This window comes from Pseudomonas sp. P4_C8, from assembly GCF_056401975.1.
In genome coordinates this window covers 1-20,851 of record NZ_JBFUIH010000020.1, presented here as the reverse complement: position 1 = coordinate 20,851, position 20,851 = coordinate 1, and the positions used below count along the sequence as shown (strand labels likewise).

Here is a 20,851-nt window from a genome sequence, read left to right as displayed (position 1 = left end):
GGTATACAATGCGCGCCATCGTGATTCCGCTCAAAAAGGTGCGTCATGCAGCCCTTCGTTATTGCTCCGTCGATTCTCTCCGCCGACTTCGCCCGCCTGGGCGAAGAAGTGGACAACGTCCTGGCCGCTGGTGCCGACTTCGTGCACTTCGATGTCATGGACAACCACTACGTGCCCAACCTGACCATCGGCCCGATGGTGTGCGCGGCGCTGCGCAAGTACGGCGTGACCGCGCCAATCGACGCGCACCTGATGGTCAGCCCGGTGGACCGCATCGTCGGTGACTTCATTGAAGCCGGCGCAACCTACATCACCTTCCACCCGGAAGCCTCGCAGCACGTCGACCGTTCCCTGCAACTGATCCGCGAAGGCGGCTGCAAGTCGGGCCTGGTGTTCAATCCGGCGACCCCGCTGAGTGTGCTCGAATACGTGATGGACAAGGTCGACATGATCTTGCTGATGAGCGTCAACCCGGGCTTTGGCGGACAGAAGTTCATCCCCGGTACCCTCGACAAACTGCGCCAGGCGCGGGCGTTGATCGATGCCTCCGGGCGTGACATTCGCCTGCAAATCGACGGCGGCGTGAACGTGAACAACATCCGTGAAATTGCTGCCGCTGGCGCTGACACTTTCGTTGCTGGCTCGGCGATTTTCAATGCGCCGAACTATCAGGAAGTGATCGAGAAGATGCGCGCCGAACTGGCACTGGCTCGCCCATGAGTGGTTTTGAGCAGTTGTTCCCGGGGCGTCTGCCGCGGCTGGTGATGTTCGATCTGGATGGCACGCTGATCGATTCGGTCCCGGACCTCGCAGCGGCTGTGGATAACATGCTGCTCAAGCTGGGCCGCCAGCCTGCCGGCATCGAGTCGGTACGTGAATGGGTCGGTAACGGCGTGCATACACTGGTACGCCGGGCCCTGGCCAACCACATCGACGCCCAGGGTGTCGATGAGGTCGAGGCCGAGCATGCCTTGGAATTGTTCAACGGATTTTATGAGGACGGTCACGAGCTGACGGTGGTTTACCCCGGTGTGCGTGACACCCTCAAGTGGCTGAACAAACAAGGCGTGGAAATGGCGCTGATCACCAACAAGCCTGAGCGTTTCGTCGCGCCGCTGCTGGATCAGATGAAAATCGGCCGCTACTTCAAATGGATCATCGGCGGCGATACCTTGCCGCAGAAGAAACCCGACCCGGCCGCGCTGTTTTTCGTGATGAAAATGGCCAACATCCCGGCCTCGCAATCCTTGTTCGTCGGCGATTCGCGCAGCGATGTGCTGGCGGCGAAAGCGGCAGGGGTCAAGTGTGTAGCGCTCAGTTACGGCTATAACCATGGTCGACCGATTGCCGAAGAGTCGCCGGCGCTGGTGATCGACGATCTGCGCAAACTAATTCCCGGTTGCCTGGATCCAGCCGCTGAGATAACGTTGCGCGACGCTGTTCAACCTCCTGCTGGAAACGCCATCGTGGTGGTCACTCGCAAACTCTGGATGAAAGTCATCAAGGCCCTGGCCCGCTGGCGTTGGCGCGCCTGACTTGTTCCTGGCCGGCGTACCGGCGCGTTTGCATACCTGACCGTTAGACCCTCAAGCCACGAGGCTACCCCATGATCCGCGAAGAATTCCTGCGTTTGGCCGCTGCCGGCTACAACCGCATCCCGCTTGCCTGCGAAACCCTGGCTGACTTCGACACGCCGCTGTCGATCTACCTGAAACTGGCCGACGAGCCGAACTCCTACCTGCTGGAATCGGTTCAGGGCGGGGAAAAGTGGGGCCGTTATTCGATCATTGGTCTGCCGTGCCGCACCGTGCTGCGGGTGCATGACCATCACGTCAGTGTGACCGTCGACGGTATCGAGACCGAAAGCCACGACGTTGAAGACCCGCTAGCCTTCGTCGAAACCTTCAAGGCCCGTTACAACGTGCCGACCATTGCCGGTCTGCCGCGTTTCAACGGCGGTCTGGTGGGGTATTTCGGTTATGACTGCGTGCGGTATGTGGAGAAGCGTTTGGGCAAATGCCCGAACCCGGATCCACTAGGCGTGCCGGACATTTTGCTGATGGTCTCCGATGCGGTAGTGGTGTTCGACAACCTCGCCGGCAAGATGCATGCGATTGTGCTGGCTGACCCGGCGCAGGTCGATGCTTTCGAACAAGGCCTGGAGCGTCTGGAAGAACTGCTGGAAAAGCTCCGCCAGCCGATCACGCCGCGCCGTGGCCTGGATTTCAGCAAGCAGCAGTCGGCTGATCCGGTGTTCCGTTCGAGCTTCACGCAGGACGATTACGAAAAAGCCGTCGACACCATCAAGGAATACATCCTGGCCGGTGACTGTATGCAGGTCGTGCCGTCCCAACGCATGTCGATCGACTTCAAGGCTGCCCCGATTGATCTGTACCGGGCACTGCGTTGCTTCAACCCGACGCCTTATATGTACTTCTTCAACTTCGGCGACTTCCATGTGGTCGGCAGTTCGCCGGAAGTGCTGGTGCGGGTCGAAGACAATCTGATTACCGTGCGCCCGATCGCTGGCACCCGCCCACGCGGCGCCAACGAAGAAGCCGATCTGGCACTGGAAAAAGACCTGCTGTCCGACGACAAGGAAATTGCCGAGCACTTGATGCTGATCGACCTGGGTCGTAACGACACCGGTCGAGTCTCGGAAATCGGCTCGGTGAAACTCACCGAGAAGATGGTCATCGAGCGTTATTCCAACGTGATGCACATCGTGTCCAACGTCACCGGGCAGTTGAAGGCCGGTCTGACGGCGATGGACGCGCTGCGGGCGATTCTGCCCGCTGGCACGTTATCGGGCGCACCGAAGATTCGTGCGATGGAAATCATCGACGAATTGGAGCCAGTGAAACGTGGCGTCTATGGCGGCGCGGTCGGTTACTTTGCCTGGAACGGCAACATGGACACCGCCATCGCAATCCGTACCGCAGTGATCAAGAACGGCGAACTGCATGTGCAGGCCGGTGGCGGCATCGTCGCCGACTCGGTGCCGGCGCTGGAGTGGGAAGAAACCCTGAACAAACGCCGCGCGATGTTCCGTGCCGTGGCGCTGGCCGAACAAACCCCGGACACATGAGCTCACCCAAAAACCTGTGGGAGCGAGCCTGCTCGCGATGACGGACTGACATTCACTATTGAAGTCGACTGATACTCCGCTATCGTCGGAACGCCGCCCGGAGCCGGCTCGCTCCCACATTGGATTTTCGGACACCAAAAAAAACGCGGCGCCTGTGAGGGCGCCGCGTTTTTTTTTGCCCGCGATTTAGAAGTCCAGCGCAACCCCTACGTTAATACCTTGCTGAGTAAAGTCGTCATCTTTGCGAATGTTGTAGCTGGCGCGCAGTGCCAGTTCCTTGGTGAGGTTGTGGCTAACTCCCAAATTCAGCCGGTTCAGATTGGTTTGCGGGGTGTAGCCTTCCAGCGTGAACTGATTGTTCGGCAGGCTGTTGAGGCTGATGGTCACGTCTTGGGTATCGTCGTTGTACTCACGCTCGTGAGCCACTTCGCCGAATACCTGGGTTTGTGGGGTGATCCGGTATTTGCCCTGCAAACCGAAGCCCAGGCGTCGGGAAATACTCTCCTGATCGGCAAAGGTCAGCGCTGTGGAATCACTGGCTTGCTCCGAGTAGCCATCGACTTTTACCTTGGAGAAATCGGCGCTGACAAACGGCGACAGGTGCCAAGGGCTGCTGGCTTGCTGTGCGATGTCGTAACCGATGCGAGCGCTGAAGGCCTCGACGTAGCCACTGGTGTCGCCTTTTTCGCTGCGCTCGTTGACGCCCAACTGGAATTTACGCTTGAGACTGTCGTAATCCAGGTGCCCGCCCGTCAACGCCGCGTCAGCCCACACGCGATTTTGTTGGTACTGGGCGAATGCGGTGCCCAGGTAAGTGTTGAGCTTGTAGTCGGAGTCGTTAGTGCCGGCCTCGAGTTTCTGGTTATAGAAACCGGCCGCCACACCGACGCGCCAGGCATCGTCGAGACGATAGCTGCCGCCGATGTTCAGGTTGTACCCGTTACCATCGGCGCTCACGACGCTGTCCTGCCCGTCAAAATCCTGATGCTGGCCACCGCCGGCAACAATGGCTCGCCATTGGCCGACACCTTGCCAGTTTTCCCAGTCGGCCATCCATTGGTTGCGCAGTTCATCCTGGTGCGAGCGCAGGGTGCCTTGGGCCATTTGCGGCAGTAGCGTCAGCTCCCACGGCGCTGACAACAGCGAATACGCATAATCGGCGATCAGGCGTTGCCCTGCTTCGGTCGGGTGTACCGAGTCGTTGTAGATCAGCTTGGTCGGGTCTGGTGTGGCGCTGTTGATACCGTAACGGGCGTTCTCGGTACAGCTGCTACCGCTGAAGCAGGTGGCGCTCAGGTTCTGGTCGGTGGCCAGGCCAAACTGCACCGGGTTGGCGAACGCCTCTTTGAGCAGTACCGGAATGTTGAGCGGGATGATTTCTGCATTGATGTTCTGCAGTCGGCTGACCAGTTCAGTGTTGAACTGGGCGCTGAGTTGGGACGTGAATGCTTGCAGCGGCTTGCCATTGAACGCCGGAGTAAAGCCGATATCGGGCAGCAGCCAGACCATGATGTATTTGGCGCCGGCGGTTTGCAGCGTCTGCACGCTGTCGGCCAGTCGGTCGGCGGCGGCACTGGCTTGAGGCAGGCTGGTGACGCGTCCTTGCAGGAAGTCGTTGCCGCCACCCGACAGGTAATACAGTGCGTTCGGGTCGGCACGGAAGTTGTTCGACGGCAGGTATCCGGCACGGGTGCGTTCGCCGGTGTCGGCAGTACTGGCGATCGAATCCAGAATCTGATCGGTGCGATAACCACCGACGGCCCAGTTGTTACCATCGGGCTGGCCATTGCTGGCGCGTACCGCTGAACTCGATGACGCGGTCTGGTCCGCCGAGTACCCCAGCTTCCCACCCAGTATTTGCGTGGAGTTGAGCGAGAGGACTTCGCCGCTGCCATCCAGATAAACCGGCCCCGTCCGGTTGGTGAAGCGTTCCGTGGCCCCGGCAGGTCCGCCGGTGTCGGCAAAGGTCCCGGCGTCATTGAGGCTGTCGCCGAAGACGACGAAACTGGTGTAAGGATTAGGCGCGGCATTCGCCTGGGCGCAGGCCATTGCAAGCAAGCATCCTGCGAGCGGTACAAACAACGTCTGTCTGATCATGAGCAAGTCCGTTTATTTATTTATTGTTTTAGTTAACGAAACGACAGTACCAAAAACTTCCGGCCTTTTGCCATCCGTCGCGCAGCCTTTGATTGTTTCGCGAGCTGTGGCTCCGGCCATATTGCACGCTCTGCCCGGCTAAGTTACTGTGCCCGGACGTATGAATGAGACCTTCCCCGTGTTGATCATCAGTAAACTCCTGGATCAAGTCATCAAGGCACATGCCCGCTGGCGTTGGCGCGCCTGAATTCTTTTTGCCGGCCCCGCCGGACTTGTACCCGCTTTGCCTTCTTTACCTGTTTGAAATGCCGCTTTGCTGGCGCTACTCCAGCACCTGACAAAGCGCAGCGCGCTGCGGGTAAATCATTCGAAGGCCATCTTTAAAGTCAGTGAATTCAAGAGGTTCTAAACGCCATGTTGCTGATGATCGATAACTACGACTCCTTTACCTACAACGTTGTGCAGTACCTCGGTGAGCTCGGCTCCCAGGTCAAAGTCGTGCGCAACGATGAACTGACCATCGCTGAAATCGAAGCCCTCAACCCAGAGCGCATCGTGGTGTCCCCCGGTCCTTGCACCCCGACCGAAGCCGGCATCTCGATTGAAGCGATCAAGCATTTCGCCGGCAAACTGCCGATTCTTGGCGTCTGCCTCGGTCACCAGTCCATCGGCCAGGCCTTTGGCGGTGATGTGGTTCGCGCCCGTCAAGTGATGCACGGAAAGACTAGCCCGGTATTCCACGAGGACAAGGGCGTATTCGAAGGCCTGAATCGCCCGCTGACGGTGACGCGCTATCATTCGCTGATCGTCAAGCGTGAAACCCTGCCAGATTGCCTGGAGCTCACCGCCTGGACCCAGCTTGAAGACGGTTCGGTCGACGAGATCATGGGCTTGCGCCACAAGACACTGAACATCGAAGGCGTGCAGTTCCACCCCGAGTCGATTCTCACCGAGCAGGGCCACGAGCTGTTCGCGAACTTCCTCAAACAAACCGGCGGCACGCGCTAAGGACTTTTCATGAATATCAAGACAGCCCTGGGCCGTATCGTCGATCACCTCGACCTCAGCACCGATGAGATGCGCGATGTGATGCGCGAAATCATGACCGGCCAATGCACGGATGCGCAGATCGGTGCATTCATGATGGCCATGCGCATGAAGAGTGAAAGCATCGACGAAATCGTCGGCGCCGTGTCGGTCATGCGCGAGCTGGCGGACAAGGTCGAACTCAAGACCCTCGACGGCGTGGTTGATGTGGTCGGAACCGGCGGTGACGGTGCCAACATTTTCAACGTGTCGACTGCTTCGTCCTTCGTTGTTGCAGCGGCTGGTTGTACCGTGGCCAAACACGGTAACCGTGCGGTGTCGGGCAAAAGCGGCAGCGCCGATTTGCTGGAGGCGGCGGGCATCTACCTGAATCTGACGCCGGTTCAGGTGGCTCGTTGCATCGACAACGTCGGCATCGGTTTCATGTTCGCCCAGACTCACCACCGTGCGATGAAGTACGCCGCCGGTCCGCGCAAGGAGCTTGGCCTGCGTACCCTGTTCAACATGCTCGGCCCGCTTACGAATCCGGCCGGTGTGAAGCATCAGGTGGTGGGCGTGTTCAACCACGCGTTGTGCCGGCCATTGGCCGAAGTCCTGCAGCGATTGGGCAGCAAGCACGTGCTGGTAGTGCATTCGAAGGATGGCCTGGACGAATTCAGCCTGGCCGCGCCGACCTTTGTGGCGGAATTGAAGAACGACCAGATCACCGAGTATTGGGTCGAGCCAGAAGACCTGGGCATGAAGAGCCAGAGCCTGCACGGGCTGGCAGTTGAAAGCCCGGAGGCCTCGTTGGAGCTGATACGTGATGCCTTGGGCAAACGCAAAACCGAAAGCGGTCAGAAAGCCGCCGAGATGATTATGCTCAATGCCGGTGCCGCGCTGTACGCCGCCGACCATGCAACCAGTTTGAAAGAAGGCGTTGCCCTGGCGCACGATGCGCTGCACACAGGCCTCGCTCGGGAGAAACTGGAGGAGTTGGGTGCATTTACCGCGGTATTCAAAGTGGAGAATGAAGGATGAGTGTACCGACGGTTCTGGAAAACATTCTGGCGCGCAAGGTCCAGGAAGTCGCCGAGCGTAGCGCTCGTGTGAGCCTGGCCGAGCTGGAAAGTCTGGCCAAGGCGGCCGATGCACCCCGTGGTTTTGCCCAGGCGTTGTTGGCGCAAGCCAAGCTCAAGCAGCCGGCGGTGATTGCAGAAATCAAAAAAGCCTCGCCGAGCAAGGGCGTGATCCGCGAGAACTTCGTTCCTGCCGACATCGCCAAGAGCTATGAAAAAGGCGGCGCGACGTGTTTGTCAGTGTTGACCGATATCGATTATTTCCAGGGCGCCGATGCGTATCTGCAACAGGCTCGGGCGGCGTGCAAACTGCCAGTGATCCGCAAGGACTTCATGATCGATCCTTACCAGATCGTCGAAGCGCGGGCGCTGGGTGCCGATTGCGTGTTGTTGATCGTCTCCGCGCTGGATGACGTGAAAATGGCCGAACTGGCTGCCGTGGCAAAAAGTGTCGGCCTCGATGTGCTGGTGGAAGTTCACGACGGCGACGAGCTGGAGCGGGCCTTGAAAACCCTCGACACACCGCTGGTCGGCATCAACAACCGCAACCTGCACACCTTCGATGTCAGCCTGGAAACCACACTCGACCTTTTGCCGCGCATCCCTCGTGATCGTCTGGTGATTACCGAAAGTGGCATCCTCAACCGCGCCGATGTCGAGCTGATGGAAATCAGCGATGTTTATGCGTTCCTGGTTGGCGAGGCGTTCATGCGCGCCGAAAGCCCGGGGACCGAGTTGCAACGTCTGTTCTTCCCGGAGCGCGGTACTGCGGTGAGTGGTTCTACACTCGACTGATTACTTCCAGACCGAGTCGACCCCATCGCGAGCAGGCTCGCTCCCACAGGAGATCTACTGGCACCGCAGATCCAATGTGGGAGCGAGCCTGCTCGCGATGGCGGCATAAGTAACACCATAGACTTCCTGTCCAACGGAATACCTAATGACCTCAATCGTCTCTTTGACTGTCGAAGCCGGCCTGCAAGCCGAACAGGATCTGTTGGCGTCGGTCTGTGCCGACGACGCTGAATTTGGTCTGCTGTTCTGGCAACCCAATGACCGCGCCCTGGTCATGCCCCGGCGCTTGAATCGCCTACCCGGTTTCGATGCGGCCTGCGAAGTTTCAGCCGCTGCCGGTTGGCCGGTCCTATTGCGTGAAACCGGTGGCGAACCGGTGCCGCAATCGGCATCAACCATCAACATCGCACTGGTCTACGCGCCACCACGCAGCGAAGGTGATCAGAACCGGATCGAAACCGCCTATCGCCGACTCTGCGATCCGATCTGCCAGTTGCTGGATGAGCTCGGCGGAGTGTCGTCCCTCGGCGAAATCGATGGCGCATTCTGCGATGGCCGTTTCAACGTCAACCTTGATGGCCGCAAGATGGTCGGTACCGCTCAACGCTGGCGCCAAAGCAAGGGTGGCACGCGCCCGGTCGGGTTGGTGCACGGTGCATTGTTGCTGGATAACGAGCGCGAATCGATGGTAGCGGCGGTCAATCGCTTCAATGAAGCCTGCGGTCTGGAGCAGCGCGTTCGCGCCGAAAGCCACATCGCCCTACATGAGAAGTTTGCCGCGCCCGATGCGCTCGGGCGGCTCGATGCGCTTTATCGCCAGTTGCTGGCAGACATGTTCAAGGCTTAGCGCGTACCGAAGACCACCATGGTCTTACCTTTGACGTCCACCAGGTTGCGTTCTTCCAGATCCTTAAGCACGCGACCGACCATTTCACGCGAGCAACCGACAATCCGGCCGATCTCCTGGCGGGTCACTTTGATTTGCATGCCGTCCGGGTGGGTCATCGCGTCCGGCTGCTTGCACAGTTCCATCAGGCAACGGGCGACGCGACCTGTCACGTCGAAGAACGCCAGGTCACCGACCTTGCGCGTGGTGTTGCGCAGACGTTGTGCGATTTGTCCACTGAGGACGTAAAGAATGTCTGGATCTTGCTGGGACAGCTCACGGAATTTCGCGTAGCTGATTTCCGCGACCTCGCATTCGATCTTCGCGCGGACCCAGGCGCTGCGTGCCTGTTCCAGTCCGGCCTGTTCGAACAGGCCCAACTCCCCGAAAAAGTCCCCGGCGTTCAGGTAGGCGATGATCATTTCACGACCGTCGTCATCCTCGATCAGGATCGTGACCGAGCCTTTGATAATGAAGAATAGCGTTTCCGAGCGATCGCCCGCACAAATAATGTTGCTCTTGGCCGCATAGCGACGACGCTGGCAATGCATCAACAGCTTGTCGAGGTTTTTGATTTTGGGTATGGGGGTAATAGCAACCATGGTTGTATCCCGAAAAGACTTCACGGTTTGTGTTGGTTTTCTTGTGAGTCGCCGACAACGGTCTATGCAAAGCTGGCCATGCGCCAGTGAGTTGGCGCCAGCTTAACAGACACTTCCTACAAGATTTGAGAATTTACCTACGGTGTTGGCACTTGCGTCCTAGGAAGGTGAGACGCTGTCAATCAAAGGCCCTGTGCTAAGCTGGCGACCCTTTTTTAGACAGTGGAGTCTTGGCGATGAAGGCACGCATCCAATGGGCTGGCGAAGCCATGTTCCTCGGTGAATCCGGCAGCGGTCACGTGGTGGTCATGGACGGTCCGCCCGATGCCGGCGGTCGCAACCTGGGTGTCCGGCCGATGGAAATGCTCCTGCTCGGTGTCGGCGGTTGCAGCAACTTCGACGTGGTCAGCATCCTCAAGAAGTCCCGTCAGGCCGTCGAAAGCTGCGAAGCCTTCCTCGAAGCCGAGCGTGCGACCGAGGACCCTAAAGTCTTCACCAAGATTCACATGCATTTCGTGGTCAAGGGGCGTGGGCTGAAAGAAGCCCAGGTCAAGCGCGCCATCGAGTTGTCGGCAGAGAAGTACTGCTCGGCCTCGATCATGTTGGGTGCGGCAGGCGTGGCGATTACCCACGATTACGAGATCATCGAACTCGGTTGAGTCAGGCACAAAAAAGGCGACTCCCTCACGGCAGTCGCCTTTTTTATGTCTGTCACAAACCTTTGTAGGAGCAAGGATTGCCCGCGATAGCGTCCTCGAGATCGCCATCGCGGGCAAGCCATGCTCCTACGAAAAGCCCCTGAGGTCAGATCCGATAAGTACTCTTGGTCATCACCTTGGCCATCAGACTCATCCCGAACTTCACCGGAGCCGGAAAACGGAACCCTCCGGCATCCAGCGCACTTTCCGCGTGATGTTCTTCATCAATACGCATCTGCTCAAGAATCGCCCGGGACTTTTCGTCTTCCGCCGGCAATTGCTCAAGGTGTTCATTCAAGTGCTTGCACACTTGATGTTCAGTGGCGGCAACGAACCCCAGGCTGACTTTGTCGCTGATCAACCCGGCCACCGCGCCAATCCCGAACGACATGCCATAAAACAGCGGATTGAGAATGCTGGTGTGACTGCCCAACTGGTGAATGCGTTGCTCGCACCACACCAAATGGTCGATCTCTTCTTCGGCAGCATGCTCCATGGCAGCACGCACATGCGGGAGCTTGGCAGTCAGGGCTTGCCCTTGATACAGCGCCTGAGCACAGACTTCGCCGGTATGGTTGATGCGCATCAGGCCGGCAACGTGCCGGGTGTCTTCATCGCTCAATTTCGCATCGGGCTGGACGATGGCCGGCGACGGACGGTAAGGCTGGCCGCTGAAGGGCAACAGGGTGCGCATGGCGGCGTCGGCTTGCAGCAGAAGACGGTCAATCGGCGAGTAGTGACGTTGGGTAGTCATGCTGACCTCCGGGAAAAATCTCGGCGGCCAGTTTAACCCAATCGGCCGGGGAAGGTTTGTGCTGGGTCATGCGGGAGTGGCTGGCCACTCCCTTGCAACAGTCTGTAATCAGCCCGGTGGCCAGTGCATCTGGCGCTGACCCAGCACATGCATATGAATGTGATAGACGGTTTGCCCACCCAGTTCATTGCAATTCATGACCACACGGAAGCCTTTTTCGCAGCCCAGCTCCAGCGCAAGGCGTTGGGCCGTGAACAGGATGTGCCCGGCCAATGCCTTGTCGTCCTCGGTGAGGTCGTTAAGGGTGCGCACGGGTTTTTTCGGGACAACCAGAAAGTGCACCGGTGCCTGTGGGTTGATATCGTGGAAGGCCAGTACCTGGTCGTCCTCGTAAATGATCTTTGCCGGAATTTCCCGGTTGATGATCTTGGTGAACAGAGTATCCACAGCTGTTTTCTCCGTTGTTTTGGCTGGCCTGAGTGTACTCATGGGAGATGCACCCGCCCAGTGTTTTACCGTGAGACGTGTTCAGCGTGGGCAGTAAACCTTGTTGACCATGCCGGCGATTGTCCGGTTTAACCAGCGAGAGCCGAGTCGTGGCAGAAAGGCGCGCCAACGGTTGCGTCGGCCCGGAATAATGATTGCGCGATTTTTTTCCAGGGCTCGCACGGTATAAAGCGCCACTTCTTCGGGACTCATCAGCATTTTGCTGTCGGTCAGTTTGCCGGTGTCCAATTGCGCGGTACGGAAAAAACCGGTGCGCGTCGGGCCGGGGCAGAGCACCGAGACCTTGACTGCACATTTTTTCAGCTCGACGCGCAAACCTTCGGAAAAATGCAGCACATACGCCTTGCTGGCGTAATAGGTGCTCATCCACGGGCCGGGCAGAAACGCGGCGACCGAGGCAACATTGAGGATTTGCCCGCCACCCTGTAAGGCCATGCTGTTCCCGATGGCGTGGCAGAGGCGGGTGAGTGCCAGAATGTTCACTTCGATCAGGTCCTGCTCGGTCATCCAGTCTTGAGCGAGAAAGGGACCGCAAGTCCCCATGCCAGCGCAGTTCACCAGCAAATCAATTTGACGGTCGCCTTCCTCCAGTTCCAGCAGAAACCCCGACAACCGCAGCGGCTCGCCGAGGTCACAGGCACGGAAAAGCACTTCCACGCCAAAACGTTGAGTCAGTTCAATCGCAATACTTTCCAGCTGATCACGTTGTCGGGCCACCAGAATCAGGCTGCGGCCACGCCGGGCCAGCGCTTCGGCCATCGCCAGGCCGATGCCGCTGGAAGCGCCGGTGATCAGAGCGTAACGGGTCATGCAGTTCTCCATCGCAACAGCTCCGCGCCGCGACGCAGGTGTCACGGGCGGGGAGCGCTGTTTATTCTTTCGCAGAGTCTACAGGGGACTGGGCTTCTTCGGCTTCATCGTCTGCAGAATCCGGTGTGGTTTCGGTCGCTTCGGCCGGCTCGACTTCAACCTCGTCGGTCGTCACCGAGCTGCTGTCATAGCTGCTTTCAGTGGCGCTTTCATACTCTTGCTGAATCGCAGTAAAACCGCCGGACAGCGCCGCCACGAAGACGATGGCGATAAACACCACCCACAGCGAAGACAGCACTTTGACGGCGGTGCTGTTGGGCGGTGGCTGCGGGCCGTAGCGATTGGCGATGTTGGAGCCGGGAACGACCATGATCACGAACGGAAAGAGGCTGCCCACGAACGGGACGAAATTCAACAGCCAAAGCCACCCGGACCAGCCGATATCGTGCAAACGCTGCACGCTGATCTGAATACTGACGACCACGACTGCGATGAACAGGATCAGCGCCACCAGGCCACCGCCAATCAGGCCGGCACTCGAGTCTGCGCTGATCAGCGCAACGGCGAAAACGGCGAGTGCCGATCCGACACCCAGCATCACAAGGGTCAGGACCATCGTCCAGGCCAGATAACGCAAGCGGCCGATGCGCCCTTCAAAGCTGAACGGCTTGAGTGTGGCGAACGCGGGCAGGCTTTCACCGACGCTAGCCTGAGGCGGAGCGTAAGGGGACACCGGGTCGACGAAAACAGGTTGGGCCTTGGCGGGAACGTGTTCGTGAGCGTCGGTCAGGTTCAGCTCAATGGACGATTCACTTTCGATCCGCGCATTGATGCCGGTTTTCGTCAGTGCCTGAAGGTAGGTTTGCGCCTCGACTTGCGACAAACCTTGTTTGAGCGCGACGGTCTTGCCCGTGAACAGCCGCTCGATCGCTGCGACTTCGCTTTTGTACAGCTCGGCGAGATTCTGTTTGGCGGTCGTAAGGTCAAAACCTGGCAGCAGAGCGCCGTCGAATACGATCTTGAAACGGTTTTCGCTCATTACGAGGCATCCTTGTCGCGAGTGTTTAAGTTAGGAAGTGTTGCAGGCATGGATGGAGTGTAGGGCCAGCCGGGCGGGGCTGGCCGAAACTTTCACCTCAGCGCGGCCAGCGTTTTGGCAGCTGTGCCGCCAATTCCAGTGCCTTGCGATATTCCGCGTCCAGCCGTGCGACCAATTGATCGACACTCGGCAAATCATCGATTTCCCCGACGCCCTGGCCCGCTGACCACACGGTTTTCCAGGCCTTGGCTTCATCGCTGATCGGTTTGAGTTTGGAGCCGAAGTTGACCTCACCCTTGTTTTGTAGGGCTGCCATGTCGAAACCTGCAGCTTCCAGGCTTTGACGCATGAAACTCGCCGGTACGCCCGACACCGCTGGAGTATGGACGATGTCCGCCGCCCTGGAAGTCAGCAGCATTTCCTTGTAGGCGTCAGGCGCATGACTTTCAGTGGTGCCGATAAATCGCGTGCCGAAGTAGGCCAAATCCGCACCGAGCAATTGCGCGGCAAGAATCTCGTGGCCGTGGTTCAGGCAGCCGGCCAGCAGCAGGGTTTTGTCGAAGAACTGACGAATTTCCGCGATCAGAGAGAACGGGCTCCAGGTGCCAGCGTGGCCTCCAGCGCCCGCGGCCACGGCTATCAAACCGTCCACTCCAGCCTCGGCGGCTTTTTCCGCATGGCGGCGAGTGGTCACGTCGTGGAACACCAAACCGCCGTAGCTATGCACGGCGTCGACCACTTCTTTCACGGCGCCCAGGCTGGTAATCACAATCGGCACTTTGTGCTCGATACAGATCTGCAGATCCGCTTGCAGGCGCGGGTTGCTGTTGTGGACGATCAGATTGACCGCATAAGGTGCCGGGTTCTCCAGTGTCGCCAAACCTGCTTCGATCTCTTCCAGCCAGGCCTTGAAACCGCTGCTCTCGCGCTGGTTCAGCGCGGGGAAACTGCCGACCACGCCATTACGGCAGCAGGCGAGCACCAGTTGCGGATTGGAAATCAGGAACATCGGCGCAGCCACCACGGGCAGACGCAAACGTTGTTCGAGCAGAGCGGGCAGCGACATTGGAGGTACCCCGGTGAGTTGTGCTTATTGACGTTAGAACGGCCGAACCACGACCAGAATTACGATAGCCAGCAATATCAGAACCGGGACTTCATTGAACCAGCGATAAAAGACATGGCTGCGGGTGTTTTCGCCACGGGCAAAACGCTTCACCTGCGCGCCGCACATGTGGTGATAGCCGATCAGGATCATAACCAGCGTCAGTTTGGCGTGAAACCACCCGCCCTGACTGAAGATGCTCGGGTTGAGGCCGATCAGCGCGATACCGAAAATCAGGGTGGCGATCATCGCCGGGCCCATGATGCCGCGGTAGAGTTTGCGCTCCATGATGCTGAAGCGTTCCTTGCTGACGGTGTCTTCACTTTGCGCGTGATAAACGAACAGGCGCGGCAGGTAGAACAGGCCGGCAAACCAGCAGACCATGCTGACGATGTGAAGCGCTTTGAGCCACAGATAAAGCATTTTGAGTTATTCCCAGGTTCACGGTAGCGAAGATAGTAGAGGGTAGAGCGTCCGCACGTCACCTTGACGGTTGTCGCAGGACGATACGCACCCTATTATCGACGGCTTTCCAGTGGGTTCGTTGAGGGCAGGTTTATGGTCAAGGTCGGTATCGTCGGCGGCACGGGTTACACCGGTGTCGAACTGCTGCGTCTGTTGGCACAGCATCCGCAAGCTGAAGTGGTAGTGATCACTTCCCGATCCGAGGCTGGCCTGGCCGTGGCCGACATGTACCCGAACCTGCGCGGCCATTACGACGGCTTGGCGTTCAGCGTTCCGGACATCAAGACGCTGGGCGCCTGTGATGTGGTGTTCTTCGCCACGCCTCACGGTGTTGCCCATGCGTTGGCCGGCGAACTGCTGGCGGCCGGGACAAAGGTCATCGACCTGTCGGCGGACTTCCGTCTGCAAGACGCCGCAGAGTGGGCCAAGTGGTACGGCCAGCCGCACGGTGCGCCGGAACTGCTGGAAGAAGCGGTCTATGGCTTGCCGGAAGTCAATCGTGAGCAGATCAAGGATGCTCGCTTGATCGCCGTTCCGGGTTGCTACCCGACCGCTACGCAATTGGGTTTCCTGCCGCTGCTCGAAGCGGGCCTGGCGGATACCACTCGCTTGATCGCTGACTGCAAATCCGGTGTCAGCGGTGCCGGGCGTGGTGCCTCCGTGGGATCGCTGTACTCCGAGACGTCGGAAAGCATGAAAGCTTACTCGGTCAAAGGTCATCGTCACTTGCCGGAAATCCGCCAGGGGCTGCGTCGCGCAGCGGGCAAGGATGTCGGTCTGACGTTCGTTCCGCACCTGACGCCAATGATTCGTGGCATTCACTCGACGCTTTACGCGACCGTCGTGGATCGCTCGGTCGATCTGCAAGCGTTGTTTGAAAAGCGTTATGCCAACGAACCGTTCGTCGACGTGATGCCTGCCGGCAGCCATCCAGAAACCCGCAGTGTGCGCGGTGCCAACGTGTGCCGTATTGCCGTGCATCGTCCGCAGGATGGCGATCTGGTGGTGGTGCTGTCGGTGATCGACAACCTGGTCAAAGGCGCGTCGGGTCAGGCGGTGCAGAACATGAACATCCTGTTTGGTCTGGATGAGCGTCTGGGCTTGTCCCACGCGGGCATGCTGCCGTAAGGCTCTAACCCGCACAGCAAAAAGGCTCATTCATTGGGCCTTTTTGCATTCTGGTCTGACGATTTGCTTGATTGATATACCGTAACAATAGTTGACCGATTTTCTAGGACAAGCGGATAATGCGCGTCATCACGCATTATGGCGGCGTAACGCCGGGAGATAGTCAGCATGAGCGTCGAATCCTTCACCCCCACGGCTTTGCAATTCACCCACGGTGCCGCGCACAAGGTGAAGAGCCTGGTCGATGAAGAGGGGAATGATCGCTTGAAGCTGCGCGTATTTGTTACGGGCGGCGGTTGTTCAGGTTTTCAGTACGGCTTTACCTTCGATGAAGAAGTGGCCGATGACGACACCATCGTCGAGCGTGAAGGCGTGAGCCTGGTCGTGGACCCGATGAGCTTCCAGTACCTGGCAGGTGCCGAGGTGGATTATCAGGAAGGTCTGGAAGGTTCGCGCTTCGTGATCAAGAACCCGAACGCCAGCACTACTTGTGGCTGCGGCTCTTCGTTCTCGATCTGATCGCACTTCAGCGCAATTCAAAACGCCGCAGAACCTCATGGGTTGTGCGGCGTTTTGCTGTCTGTCGCTCAGGCGGGGTAGATAGCGCCGAGTACGCGCAGGCCGCGAGCGCCGGTGACGCTGGGGCGATTGGCGGCGATGCCTTCGAGACAGCAATGGGCCAGCCAGGCGAATGCCATGGCTTCAACCCAGTCGGGGTCTACACCATGAGTGGCGGTGCTGCTGACTTGCGCATTCGGCAGTAAGTCGGCCAAGCGCTTCATCAGCGTGGCGTTGTGCGCGCCGCCACCGCAGACCAGCAATTCTTGAGTATCCGATTGGGCGTGTTGCAGTGACTCGATGATGGTCATTGCGGTGAGCTCAAGCAGGGTAGCTTGCACGTCTTCGGCAGCGAAAGTCGGTAGTGTCGTGAGGTGCTGCGTCAGCCATGGCAGGTTAAACACTTCGCGGCCGGTGCTTTTGGGGCCTTTGGTCACGAAGAAGGGATCACTGAGCAGTTCATTCAGCAGTGCCGGTTCGACGTTACCGCTGGCAGCCCATTGGCCGTCGCGATCAAAATTGTCGCCGCGCTGCTGATGGATCCAGGCATCCAGCAGCACATTGCCCGGGCCGCAGTCGAAACCCGCAACGGGTTTGCCGGGTTCGATCAGGCTGAGATTACTGAATCCACCAACGTTCAATACCGCGCGATTACCGGCGCGTTCATCAAACAAGGCTTCGTGGAACGCTGGAACCAGTGGCGCACCTTGTCCGCCAGCAGCAACATCGCGACTGCGGAAATCACTGACCACGGTGATGCCGGTCAACTCGGTCAGCAGGGCGGGGTTACCGATCTGCACCGTGAAGCCGCGCGCCGGCTCGTGGCGAATGGTCTGGCCGTGGCTGCCTATCGCGCGAACGTCTTCTGGCTTGAGGTTTTGTTGATCAAGCAGGGTATGAATGCCTTGGGCGGCCAGTTTCACCCAGTTTTGTTGGGCGATGGCGGAGCGGGCAATCTCATCCGGGCCGCTGGCGCACAAGCCAAGCAGCTCGGTGCGCAGGGATTCAGGCATGGGAATGTAGTGCGTGGCGATCAGCTTGATCGCCGGGGAGAGTTCAACCAGTGCGATGTCCAGGCCATCGAGACTGGTTCCGGACATCACACCTATATAGAGCGTCATGGCTTAGCGCTTGCTCGAAGCCAGCATGGTGGATTTCTCTTGATCCATGCGCGCCATCAACGGTTGGCTCTGCGCAAGGAAACGTGCGCGCTCGGCTTTGGAGATTGGATCAGCCATCGCCACCTTCTGGCCTAGTGGGTCGACGTGCACGCCATTGACCTGGAACTCGTAATGCAAATGCGGCCCGGTGGAAAGTCCGGTGGTGCCGATGTAGCCGATCACCTGGCCCTGTTTAACCGTGCCGCCAGTCTTTACGCCTTTGGCGAAGCCTTGCATGTGACCATACAGCGTGGTGTAGGTGGCGCCGTGCTGGATGATTACGGTATTGCCGTAGCCACCGCGGCGACCGGCCAACATTACTTTACCGTCACCGGCAGCCTTGATCGGTGTGCCGCGCGGTGCTGCATAGTCGACGCCTTTGTGGGCGCGGATCTTGTTCAGGATCGGGTGTTTGCGCCCCATGGAGAATTTCGAACTGATGCGGGCAAAGTCTACCGGGGTGCGGATGAACGCTTTGCGCATGCTGTTGCCATCAGCGGTGTAGTAACTGGCGTTGCCCTGTTTGTTGGTGTAACGCACGGCGGTATAGGTCTTGCCGCGGTTGGTGAACCGCGCTGAGAGTATCGGGCCATTGCCGACAGCCTTGCCGTTGACGACTTTCTGCTCATAGATCACATCGAATTCGTCACCCTGGCGAATATCCTGGGCGAAGTCGACGTCGTAACCAAACACGCTGGCCATGTCCATGGTCAGGCTGTGGGAGAGCCCGGCGCGAGCAGCGGATTGCGACAACGAACTGTTGATCACGCCATGAACGTAGGCGGAGCGCACGGAAGGCTTGGAGGTGATGCGGTTGAACACATAACCCTTGTCATTCTTTGTCAGGGTAATGCTTTCGAGGTCGCTGAGCTTGCTGTGCAGGTTGGTCAGCTGGCCTTCTGGGTTTAGTTCGAATTCGAGCTTCTGGCCATGTTTAAGCTGGCTGAACTGCTTGGCTTGCTTGTCGCTGGCCAGGATTTCATGCACCGACGTGGCCGGGAGGCCGACTTTTTCAAACAGAGTGGACAGCGTATCGCCTTTGGTGACGATCACTTCCCTGTGGCTTGGAGACTTCTTTTCTTCAACCGCAGGCGTGGCTTGAGCGGTTTCCTGCGGTTCTTCGGTGCTGTTTTCGATCTGCGCGAAAGGGGTGACTACAGGCTCATTTGTGGCTTGAGCGGCGTCAGCAGCGTCTTGGTCTTGTGACAGTTGTTCAGCAGGGCTTTCCAGTTCAAGACTCAGGGTGGTCCTTTTGGCTTCAACATCGCTGGAAGGGAATACCAGAAGCGCCAGGCTCAGCAGGGCGGCGATGCCACTTGCTGCGAGCAAGTGAGTCTTCGGGTAAAGCGGCGGCGCTTTAGACGATTCTTTGGTCATAAGTGATTTTTTGACTTTGAAAAAGATGAATTGGAAAAGATGAATGACATGATGAAGATGAAATAACTGTATAAAATATAACCAAATCATCTCTGAAGCAAGTCCGCGGACACTCTGCCGACGGATTGGCGTCATTGCGCCGGCCAAACTTTGTATTTGACGCGTGATCTTGTATGGTTGGTCCCCTTTGAATTCGAGCCTTGCGGGTCTGTTATGAAGTCGGTTGAAGAGCAGCTAGCGCTGATTAAACGTGGTGCGGAAGAACTGTTGGTCGAGTCCGAGCTGATCGAGAAGCTCAAACGTGGCCAGCCGCTACGTATTAAGGCTGGCTTCGATCCGACTGCGCCGGATTTGCACCTGGGTCACACCGTGCTTATTAATAAGCTGCGTCAGTTCCAGGATCTGGGGCATCAGGTGATCTTCCTGATAGGTGACTTCACCGGGATGATCGGTGATCCGAGCGGTAAGAGCGCGACACGTCCGCCGCTTACCCGTGAGCAGGTTCTCGAGAATGCCGAGACCTACAAGACTCAAGTCTTCAAGATTCTTGATCCGGCAAAAACCGAAGTTGCATTCAACTCCACCTGGATGGATCAGATGGCGCCGGCAGACTTCATTCGCCTGACTTCGCAGTACACGGTTGCTCGCATGCTCGAGCGCGACGACTTCGACAAGCGCTACACGACCAATCAGCCAATCGCTATCCACGAGTTCCTCTATCCGCTGGTTCAGGGGTACGACTCGGTGGCGTTGCGTGCGGATATCGAGTTGGGCGGGACCGACCAGAAGTTCAACCTGCTGATGGGGCGCGAGCTGCAACGCGGGTATGGTCAAGAGCCGCAGTGCATTCTGACGATGCCGTTGCTCGAAGGTCTGGATGGCGTGAAGAAGATGTCCAAGTCCTTGGGCAACTACGTCGGTATCCAGGAAGCACCGGGTGTCATGTACAGCAAGCTGGTTTCCATTCCGGATGCGCTGATGTGGCGCTACTTCGAGCTGCTCAGCTTCCGCTCCATGGATGAGATCAATGCATTCCAATCGGATGTCGAGGCTGGTGCGAATCCGCGTGACATCAAGATCAAACTGGCAGAAGAGATCGTTGCGCGTTTCCATGGTGAGGAGGCTGCGGCCAATGCTCACCGCGGAGCGGGCAATCGTATGAAAGAAGGCGAGCTGCCAGATGATTTGCCGGAAATCGAATTGACTGCTGCCGAAGATATGCCGATTGCGGCTGTTCTTAATAAAGCAGGGCTGGTGAAGAATTCGGCGGTGGCGCGTGATCTGTTGAGCTCTGGCGGTGTGCGTATAGATGGTGAGGTGGTCGATCGCACCTTTATATACGTATTGGGCGCAACGCACGTTTGCCAGGCTGGCAAGAAGTCATTTGCGCGAATTACGCTGAAATCCGAGTAAAGCCGCAATCAGTGCTTGACGGCAGATTCTGGATGTCTATAATTCGCCCCACTTCCGGCGCAGTCGAAACGGAAAACTCCTTGGTAAACAAAGAGTTACGCAGTTTTCGGCAGCAAGCGGCTTCGGTTCATCGAAGCCCGAAAGGAGTTGAAAAAGAGGTGTTGACAGCAGCGTGTAACGCTGTAGAATTCGCCTCCCGCTGACGAGAGATCGAAAGCGCAAGTGGTTGAAGTTACAAAGGAAACTTTGAAAACTTCTGAAAAT

Annotated in this window: 21 protein-coding genes; 11 read left to right on the top strand and 10 right to left on the bottom strand. The window is 58.2% G+C overall.

Annotated features, from left to right (window positions below):
• Nucleotides 1-45 precede the first annotated feature (45 nt).
• The 3 genes from rpe (at nucleotide 46) to trpE (ending at nucleotide 3,088) form a co-directional block, all read left to right on the top strand.
• Nucleotides 46-720, top strand: a complete 675-nt coding sequence (gene rpe, locus AC1DWM_RS14365; RefSeq protein WP_223514867.1) for a ribulose-phosphate 3-epimerase — start codon at nucleotides 46-48, stop codon at nucleotides 718-720.
• On the top strand, nucleotides 717-1,535 hold the full coding sequence (locus AC1DWM_RS14360) for a phosphoglycolate phosphatase (RefSeq protein ID WP_223514865.1): 819 nt from the start codon (nucleotides 717-719) through the stop codon (nucleotides 1,533-1,535). The genes rpe and AC1DWM_RS14360 overlap by 4 nt, the downstream gene beginning before the upstream one ends.
• A gap of 71 nt (nucleotides 1,536-1,606) precedes the next feature.
• The gene (trpE, locus tag AC1DWM_RS14355) at nucleotides 1,607-3,088 is read left to right on the top strand and encodes an anthranilate synthase component I (protein WP_223514863.1); all 1,482 of its coding nucleotides are present in this window, start codon (nucleotides 1,607-1,609) and stop codon (nucleotides 3,086-3,088) included.
• A gap of 186 nt (nucleotides 3,089-3,274) precedes the next feature.
• Here trpE and estP read toward each other — a convergent pair whose 3' ends face one another.
• Nucleotides 3,275-5,185, bottom strand: coding sequence for an esterase EstP (gene estP / locus AC1DWM_RS14350; protein WP_477795469.1), 1,911 nt, complete (start codon nucleotides 5,183-5,185; stop codon nucleotides 3,275-3,277).
• Between the two features lie 414 nt (nucleotides 5,186-5,599).
• Between estP and AC1DWM_RS14345 the strand changes: the two genes are divergently transcribed.
• The 4 genes from AC1DWM_RS14345 (at nucleotide 5,600) to AC1DWM_RS14330 (ending at nucleotide 8,932) form a co-directional block, all read left to right on the top strand.
• Nucleotides 5,600-6,193: an aminodeoxychorismate/anthranilate synthase component II gene (locus tag AC1DWM_RS14345; RefSeq protein ID WP_007906885.1), complete on the top strand. Its 594-nt coding sequence runs from the start codon at nucleotides 5,600-5,602 to the stop codon at nucleotides 6,191-6,193.
• Nucleotides 6,194-6,202: 9 nt separating this feature from the next.
• Nucleotides 6,203-7,252: an anthranilate phosphoribosyltransferase gene (trpD, locus tag AC1DWM_RS14340; RefSeq protein WP_223514857.1), complete on the top strand. Its 1,050-nt coding sequence runs from the start codon at nucleotides 6,203-6,205 to the stop codon at nucleotides 7,250-7,252.
• The gene (gene trpC, locus AC1DWM_RS14335; protein ID WP_223514854.1) at nucleotides 7,249-8,085 is read left to right on the top strand and encodes an indole-3-glycerol phosphate synthase TrpC; all 837 of its coding nucleotides are present in this window, start codon (nucleotides 7,249-7,251) and stop codon (nucleotides 8,083-8,085) included. Before trpD ends, trpC begins: the two co-directional genes overlap by 4 nt.
• A 145-nt stretch (nucleotides 8,086-8,230) precedes the next feature.
• Nucleotides 8,231-8,932: a lipoate--protein ligase family protein gene (locus tag AC1DWM_RS14330; protein ID WP_223514839.1), complete on the top strand. Its 702-nt coding sequence runs from the start codon at nucleotides 8,231-8,233 to the stop codon at nucleotides 8,930-8,932.
• Here AC1DWM_RS14330 and crp read toward each other — a convergent pair.
• Nucleotides 8,929-9,573, bottom strand: coding sequence for a cAMP-activated global transcriptional regulator CRP (crp, locus tag AC1DWM_RS14325; protein WP_477795468.1), 645 nt, complete (start codon nucleotides 9,571-9,573; stop codon nucleotides 8,929-8,931). The genes AC1DWM_RS14330 and crp overlap by 4 nt on opposite strands.
• 236 nt (nucleotides 9,574-9,809) lie before the next feature.
• On the opposite strand from crp, the gene AC1DWM_RS14320 reads away from it, so the two are divergent.
• Entirely contained in the window at nucleotides 9,810-10,232 is a 423-nt protein-coding gene (locus tag AC1DWM_RS14320; RefSeq protein ID WP_007941657.1) for an OsmC family protein, read from the top strand.
• A 145-nt stretch (nucleotides 10,233-10,377) separates the two neighbouring features.
• Here the strand turns inward: AC1DWM_RS14320 and coq7 are convergent, their stop codons facing one another.
• The 6 genes from coq7 to hemJ all read right to left on the bottom strand — a co-directional run bounded on the left by coq7 (nucleotide 10,378) and on the right by hemJ (nucleotide 14,909).
• A complete protein-coding gene (gene coq7, locus AC1DWM_RS14315) occupies nucleotides 10,378-11,025 on the bottom strand; it encodes a 2-polyprenyl-3-methyl-6-methoxy-1,4-benzoquinone monooxygenase (RefSeq protein WP_223514821.1) in 648 nt (215 codons plus the stop codon).
• 108 nt (nucleotides 11,026-11,133) lie between these two features.
• On the bottom strand, nucleotides 11,134-11,472 hold the full coding sequence (locus AC1DWM_RS14310; RefSeq protein ID WP_223514819.1) for a histidine triad nucleotide-binding protein: 339 nt from the start codon (nucleotides 11,470-11,472) through the stop codon (nucleotides 11,134-11,136).
• A gap of 81 nt (nucleotides 11,473-11,553) precedes the next feature.
• Nucleotides 11,554-12,342: an SDR family NAD(P)-dependent oxidoreductase gene (locus AC1DWM_RS14305; RefSeq protein WP_223514816.1), complete on the bottom strand. Its 789-nt coding sequence runs from the start codon at nucleotides 12,340-12,342 to the stop codon at nucleotides 11,554-11,556.
• Nucleotides 12,343-12,403: 61 nt separating this feature from the next.
• On the bottom strand, nucleotides 12,404-13,381 hold the full coding sequence (locus AC1DWM_RS14300; protein ID WP_223514813.1) for a DUF805 domain-containing protein: 978 nt from the start codon (nucleotides 13,379-13,381) through the stop codon (nucleotides 12,404-12,406).
• 97 nt (nucleotides 13,382-13,478) lie between these two features.
• Entirely contained in the window at nucleotides 13,479-14,447 is a 969-nt protein-coding gene (locus AC1DWM_RS14295; RefSeq protein ID WP_477795467.1) for an NAD(P)H-dependent flavin oxidoreductase, read from the bottom strand.
• Nucleotides 14,448-14,480: 33 nt separating this feature from the next.
• Entirely contained in the window at nucleotides 14,481-14,909 is a 429-nt protein-coding gene (hemJ, locus tag AC1DWM_RS14290; RefSeq protein ID WP_477795466.1) for a protoporphyrinogen oxidase HemJ, read from the bottom strand.
• 135 nt (nucleotides 14,910-15,044) lie between these two features.
• On the opposite strand from hemJ, the gene argC reads away from it, so the two are divergent.
• Both argC and erpA read left to right on the top strand, forming a co-directional pair.
• Nucleotides 15,045-16,079: an N-acetyl-gamma-glutamyl-phosphate reductase gene (argC, locus tag AC1DWM_RS14285; protein ID WP_150780472.1), complete on the top strand. Its 1,035-nt coding sequence runs from the start codon at nucleotides 15,045-15,047 to the stop codon at nucleotides 16,077-16,079.
• 168 nt (nucleotides 16,080-16,247) lie between these two features.
• Nucleotides 16,248-16,598, top strand: a complete 351-nt coding sequence (gene erpA / locus AC1DWM_RS14280) for an iron-sulfur cluster insertion protein ErpA (RefSeq protein WP_007947969.1) — start codon at nucleotides 16,248-16,250, stop codon at nucleotides 16,596-16,598.
• Between the two features lie 68 nt (nucleotides 16,599-16,666).
• Here the strand turns inward: erpA and AC1DWM_RS14275 are convergent, their stop codons facing one another.
• Both AC1DWM_RS14275 and AC1DWM_RS14270 read right to left on the bottom strand, forming a co-directional pair.
• Nucleotides 16,667-17,758: an anhydro-N-acetylmuramic acid kinase gene (locus tag AC1DWM_RS14275; protein WP_452628347.1), complete on the bottom strand. Its 1,092-nt coding sequence runs from the start codon at nucleotides 17,756-17,758 to the stop codon at nucleotides 16,667-16,669.
• A 3-nt stretch (nucleotides 17,759-17,761) separates the two neighbouring features.
• The gene (locus AC1DWM_RS14270) at nucleotides 17,762-19,174 is read right to left on the bottom strand and encodes a peptidoglycan DD-metalloendopeptidase family protein (protein WP_223514801.1); all 1,413 of its coding nucleotides are present in this window, start codon (nucleotides 19,172-19,174) and stop codon (nucleotides 17,762-17,764) included.
• A 213-nt stretch (nucleotides 19,175-19,387) separates the two neighbouring features.
• Here AC1DWM_RS14270 and tyrS point away from each other — a divergent pair, with 213 nt between their 5' ends.
• Nucleotides 19,388-20,587 carry a tyrosine--tRNA ligase gene (gene tyrS, locus AC1DWM_RS14265; protein ID WP_223514798.1) on the top strand — a complete coding sequence of 400 codons (1,200 nt, stop codon included), beginning with the start codon at nucleotides 19,388-19,390 and terminating at the stop codon, nucleotides 20,585-20,587.
• Nucleotides 20,588-20,851: the final 264 nt, after the last annotated feature.

What these genes read in the sequence shown, in the direction of transcription:
- trpC (WP_223514854.1), top strand. Translation starts at nt 7,249, where the DNA reads ATGAGTGTACCGACGGTTCTGGAAAACATTCTGGCGCGCAAGGTCCAG.
- AC1DWM_RS14345 (WP_007906885.1), top strand. Translation starts at nt 5,600, where the DNA reads ATGTTGCTGATGATCGATAACTACGACTCCTTTACCTACAACGTTGTG.
- AC1DWM_RS14270 (WP_223514801.1), bottom strand. Translation starts at nt 19,174, where the DNA reads ATGACCAAAGAATCGTCTAAAGCGCCGCCGCTTTACCCGAAGACTCAC.
- AC1DWM_RS14305 (WP_223514816.1), bottom strand. Translation starts at nt 12,342, where the DNA reads ATGACCCGTTACGCTCTGATCACCGGCGCTTCCAGCGGCATCGGCCTG.
- rpe (WP_223514867.1), top strand. Translation starts at nt 46, where the DNA reads ATGCAGCCCTTCGTTATTGCTCCGTCGATTCTCTCCGCCGACTTCGCC.
- erpA (WP_007947969.1), top strand. Translation starts at nt 16,248, where the DNA reads ATGAGCGTCGAATCCTTCACCCCCACGGCTTTGCAATTCACCCACGGT.
- AC1DWM_RS14360 (WP_223514865.1), top strand. Translation starts at nt 717, where the DNA reads ATGAGTGGTTTTGAGCAGTTGTTCCCGGGGCGTCTGCCGCGGCTGGTG.
- AC1DWM_RS14330 (WP_223514839.1), top strand. Translation starts at nt 8,231, where the DNA reads ATGACCTCAATCGTCTCTTTGACTGTCGAAGCCGGCCTGCAAGCCGAA.
- AC1DWM_RS14295 (WP_477795467.1), bottom strand. Translation starts at nt 14,447, where the DNA reads ATGTCGCTGCCCGCTCTGCTCGAACAACGTTTGCGTCTGCCCGTGGTG.
- tyrS (WP_223514798.1), top strand. Translation starts at nt 19,388, where the DNA reads ATGAAGTCGGTTGAAGAGCAGCTAGCGCTGATTAAACGTGGTGCGGAA.
- trpE (WP_223514863.1), top strand. Translation starts at nt 1,607, where the DNA reads ATGATCCGCGAAGAATTCCTGCGTTTGGCCGCTGCCGGCTACAACCGC.
- estP (WP_477795469.1), bottom strand. Translation starts at nt 5,185, where the DNA reads ATGATCAGACAGACGTTGTTTGTACCGCTCGCAGGATGCTTGCTTGCA.
- coq7 (WP_223514821.1), bottom strand. Translation starts at nt 11,025, where the DNA reads ATGACTACCCAACGTCACTACTCGCCGATTGACCGTCTTCTGCTGCAA.
- trpD (WP_223514857.1), top strand. Translation starts at nt 6,203, where the DNA reads ATGAATATCAAGACAGCCCTGGGCCGTATCGTCGATCACCTCGACCTC.
- AC1DWM_RS14300 (WP_223514813.1), bottom strand. Translation starts at nt 13,381, where the DNA reads ATGAGCGAAAACCGTTTCAAGATCGTATTCGACGGCGCTCTGCTGCCA.
- AC1DWM_RS14275 (WP_452628347.1), bottom strand. Translation starts at nt 17,758, where the DNA reads ATGACGCTCTATATAGGTGTGATGTCCGGAACCAGTCTCGATGGCCTG.
- AC1DWM_RS14320 (WP_007941657.1), top strand. Translation starts at nt 9,810, where the DNA reads ATGAAGGCACGCATCCAATGGGCTGGCGAAGCCATGTTCCTCGGTGAA.
- crp (WP_477795468.1), bottom strand. Translation starts at nt 9,573, where the DNA reads ATGGTTGCTATTACCCCCATACCCAAAATCAAAAACCTCGACAAGCTG.
- hemJ (WP_477795466.1), bottom strand. Translation starts at nt 14,909, where the DNA reads ATGCTTTATCTGTGGCTCAAAGCGCTTCACATCGTCAGCATGGTCTGC.
- argC (WP_150780472.1), top strand. Translation starts at nt 15,045, where the DNA reads ATGGTCAAGGTCGGTATCGTCGGCGGCACGGGTTACACCGGTGTCGAA.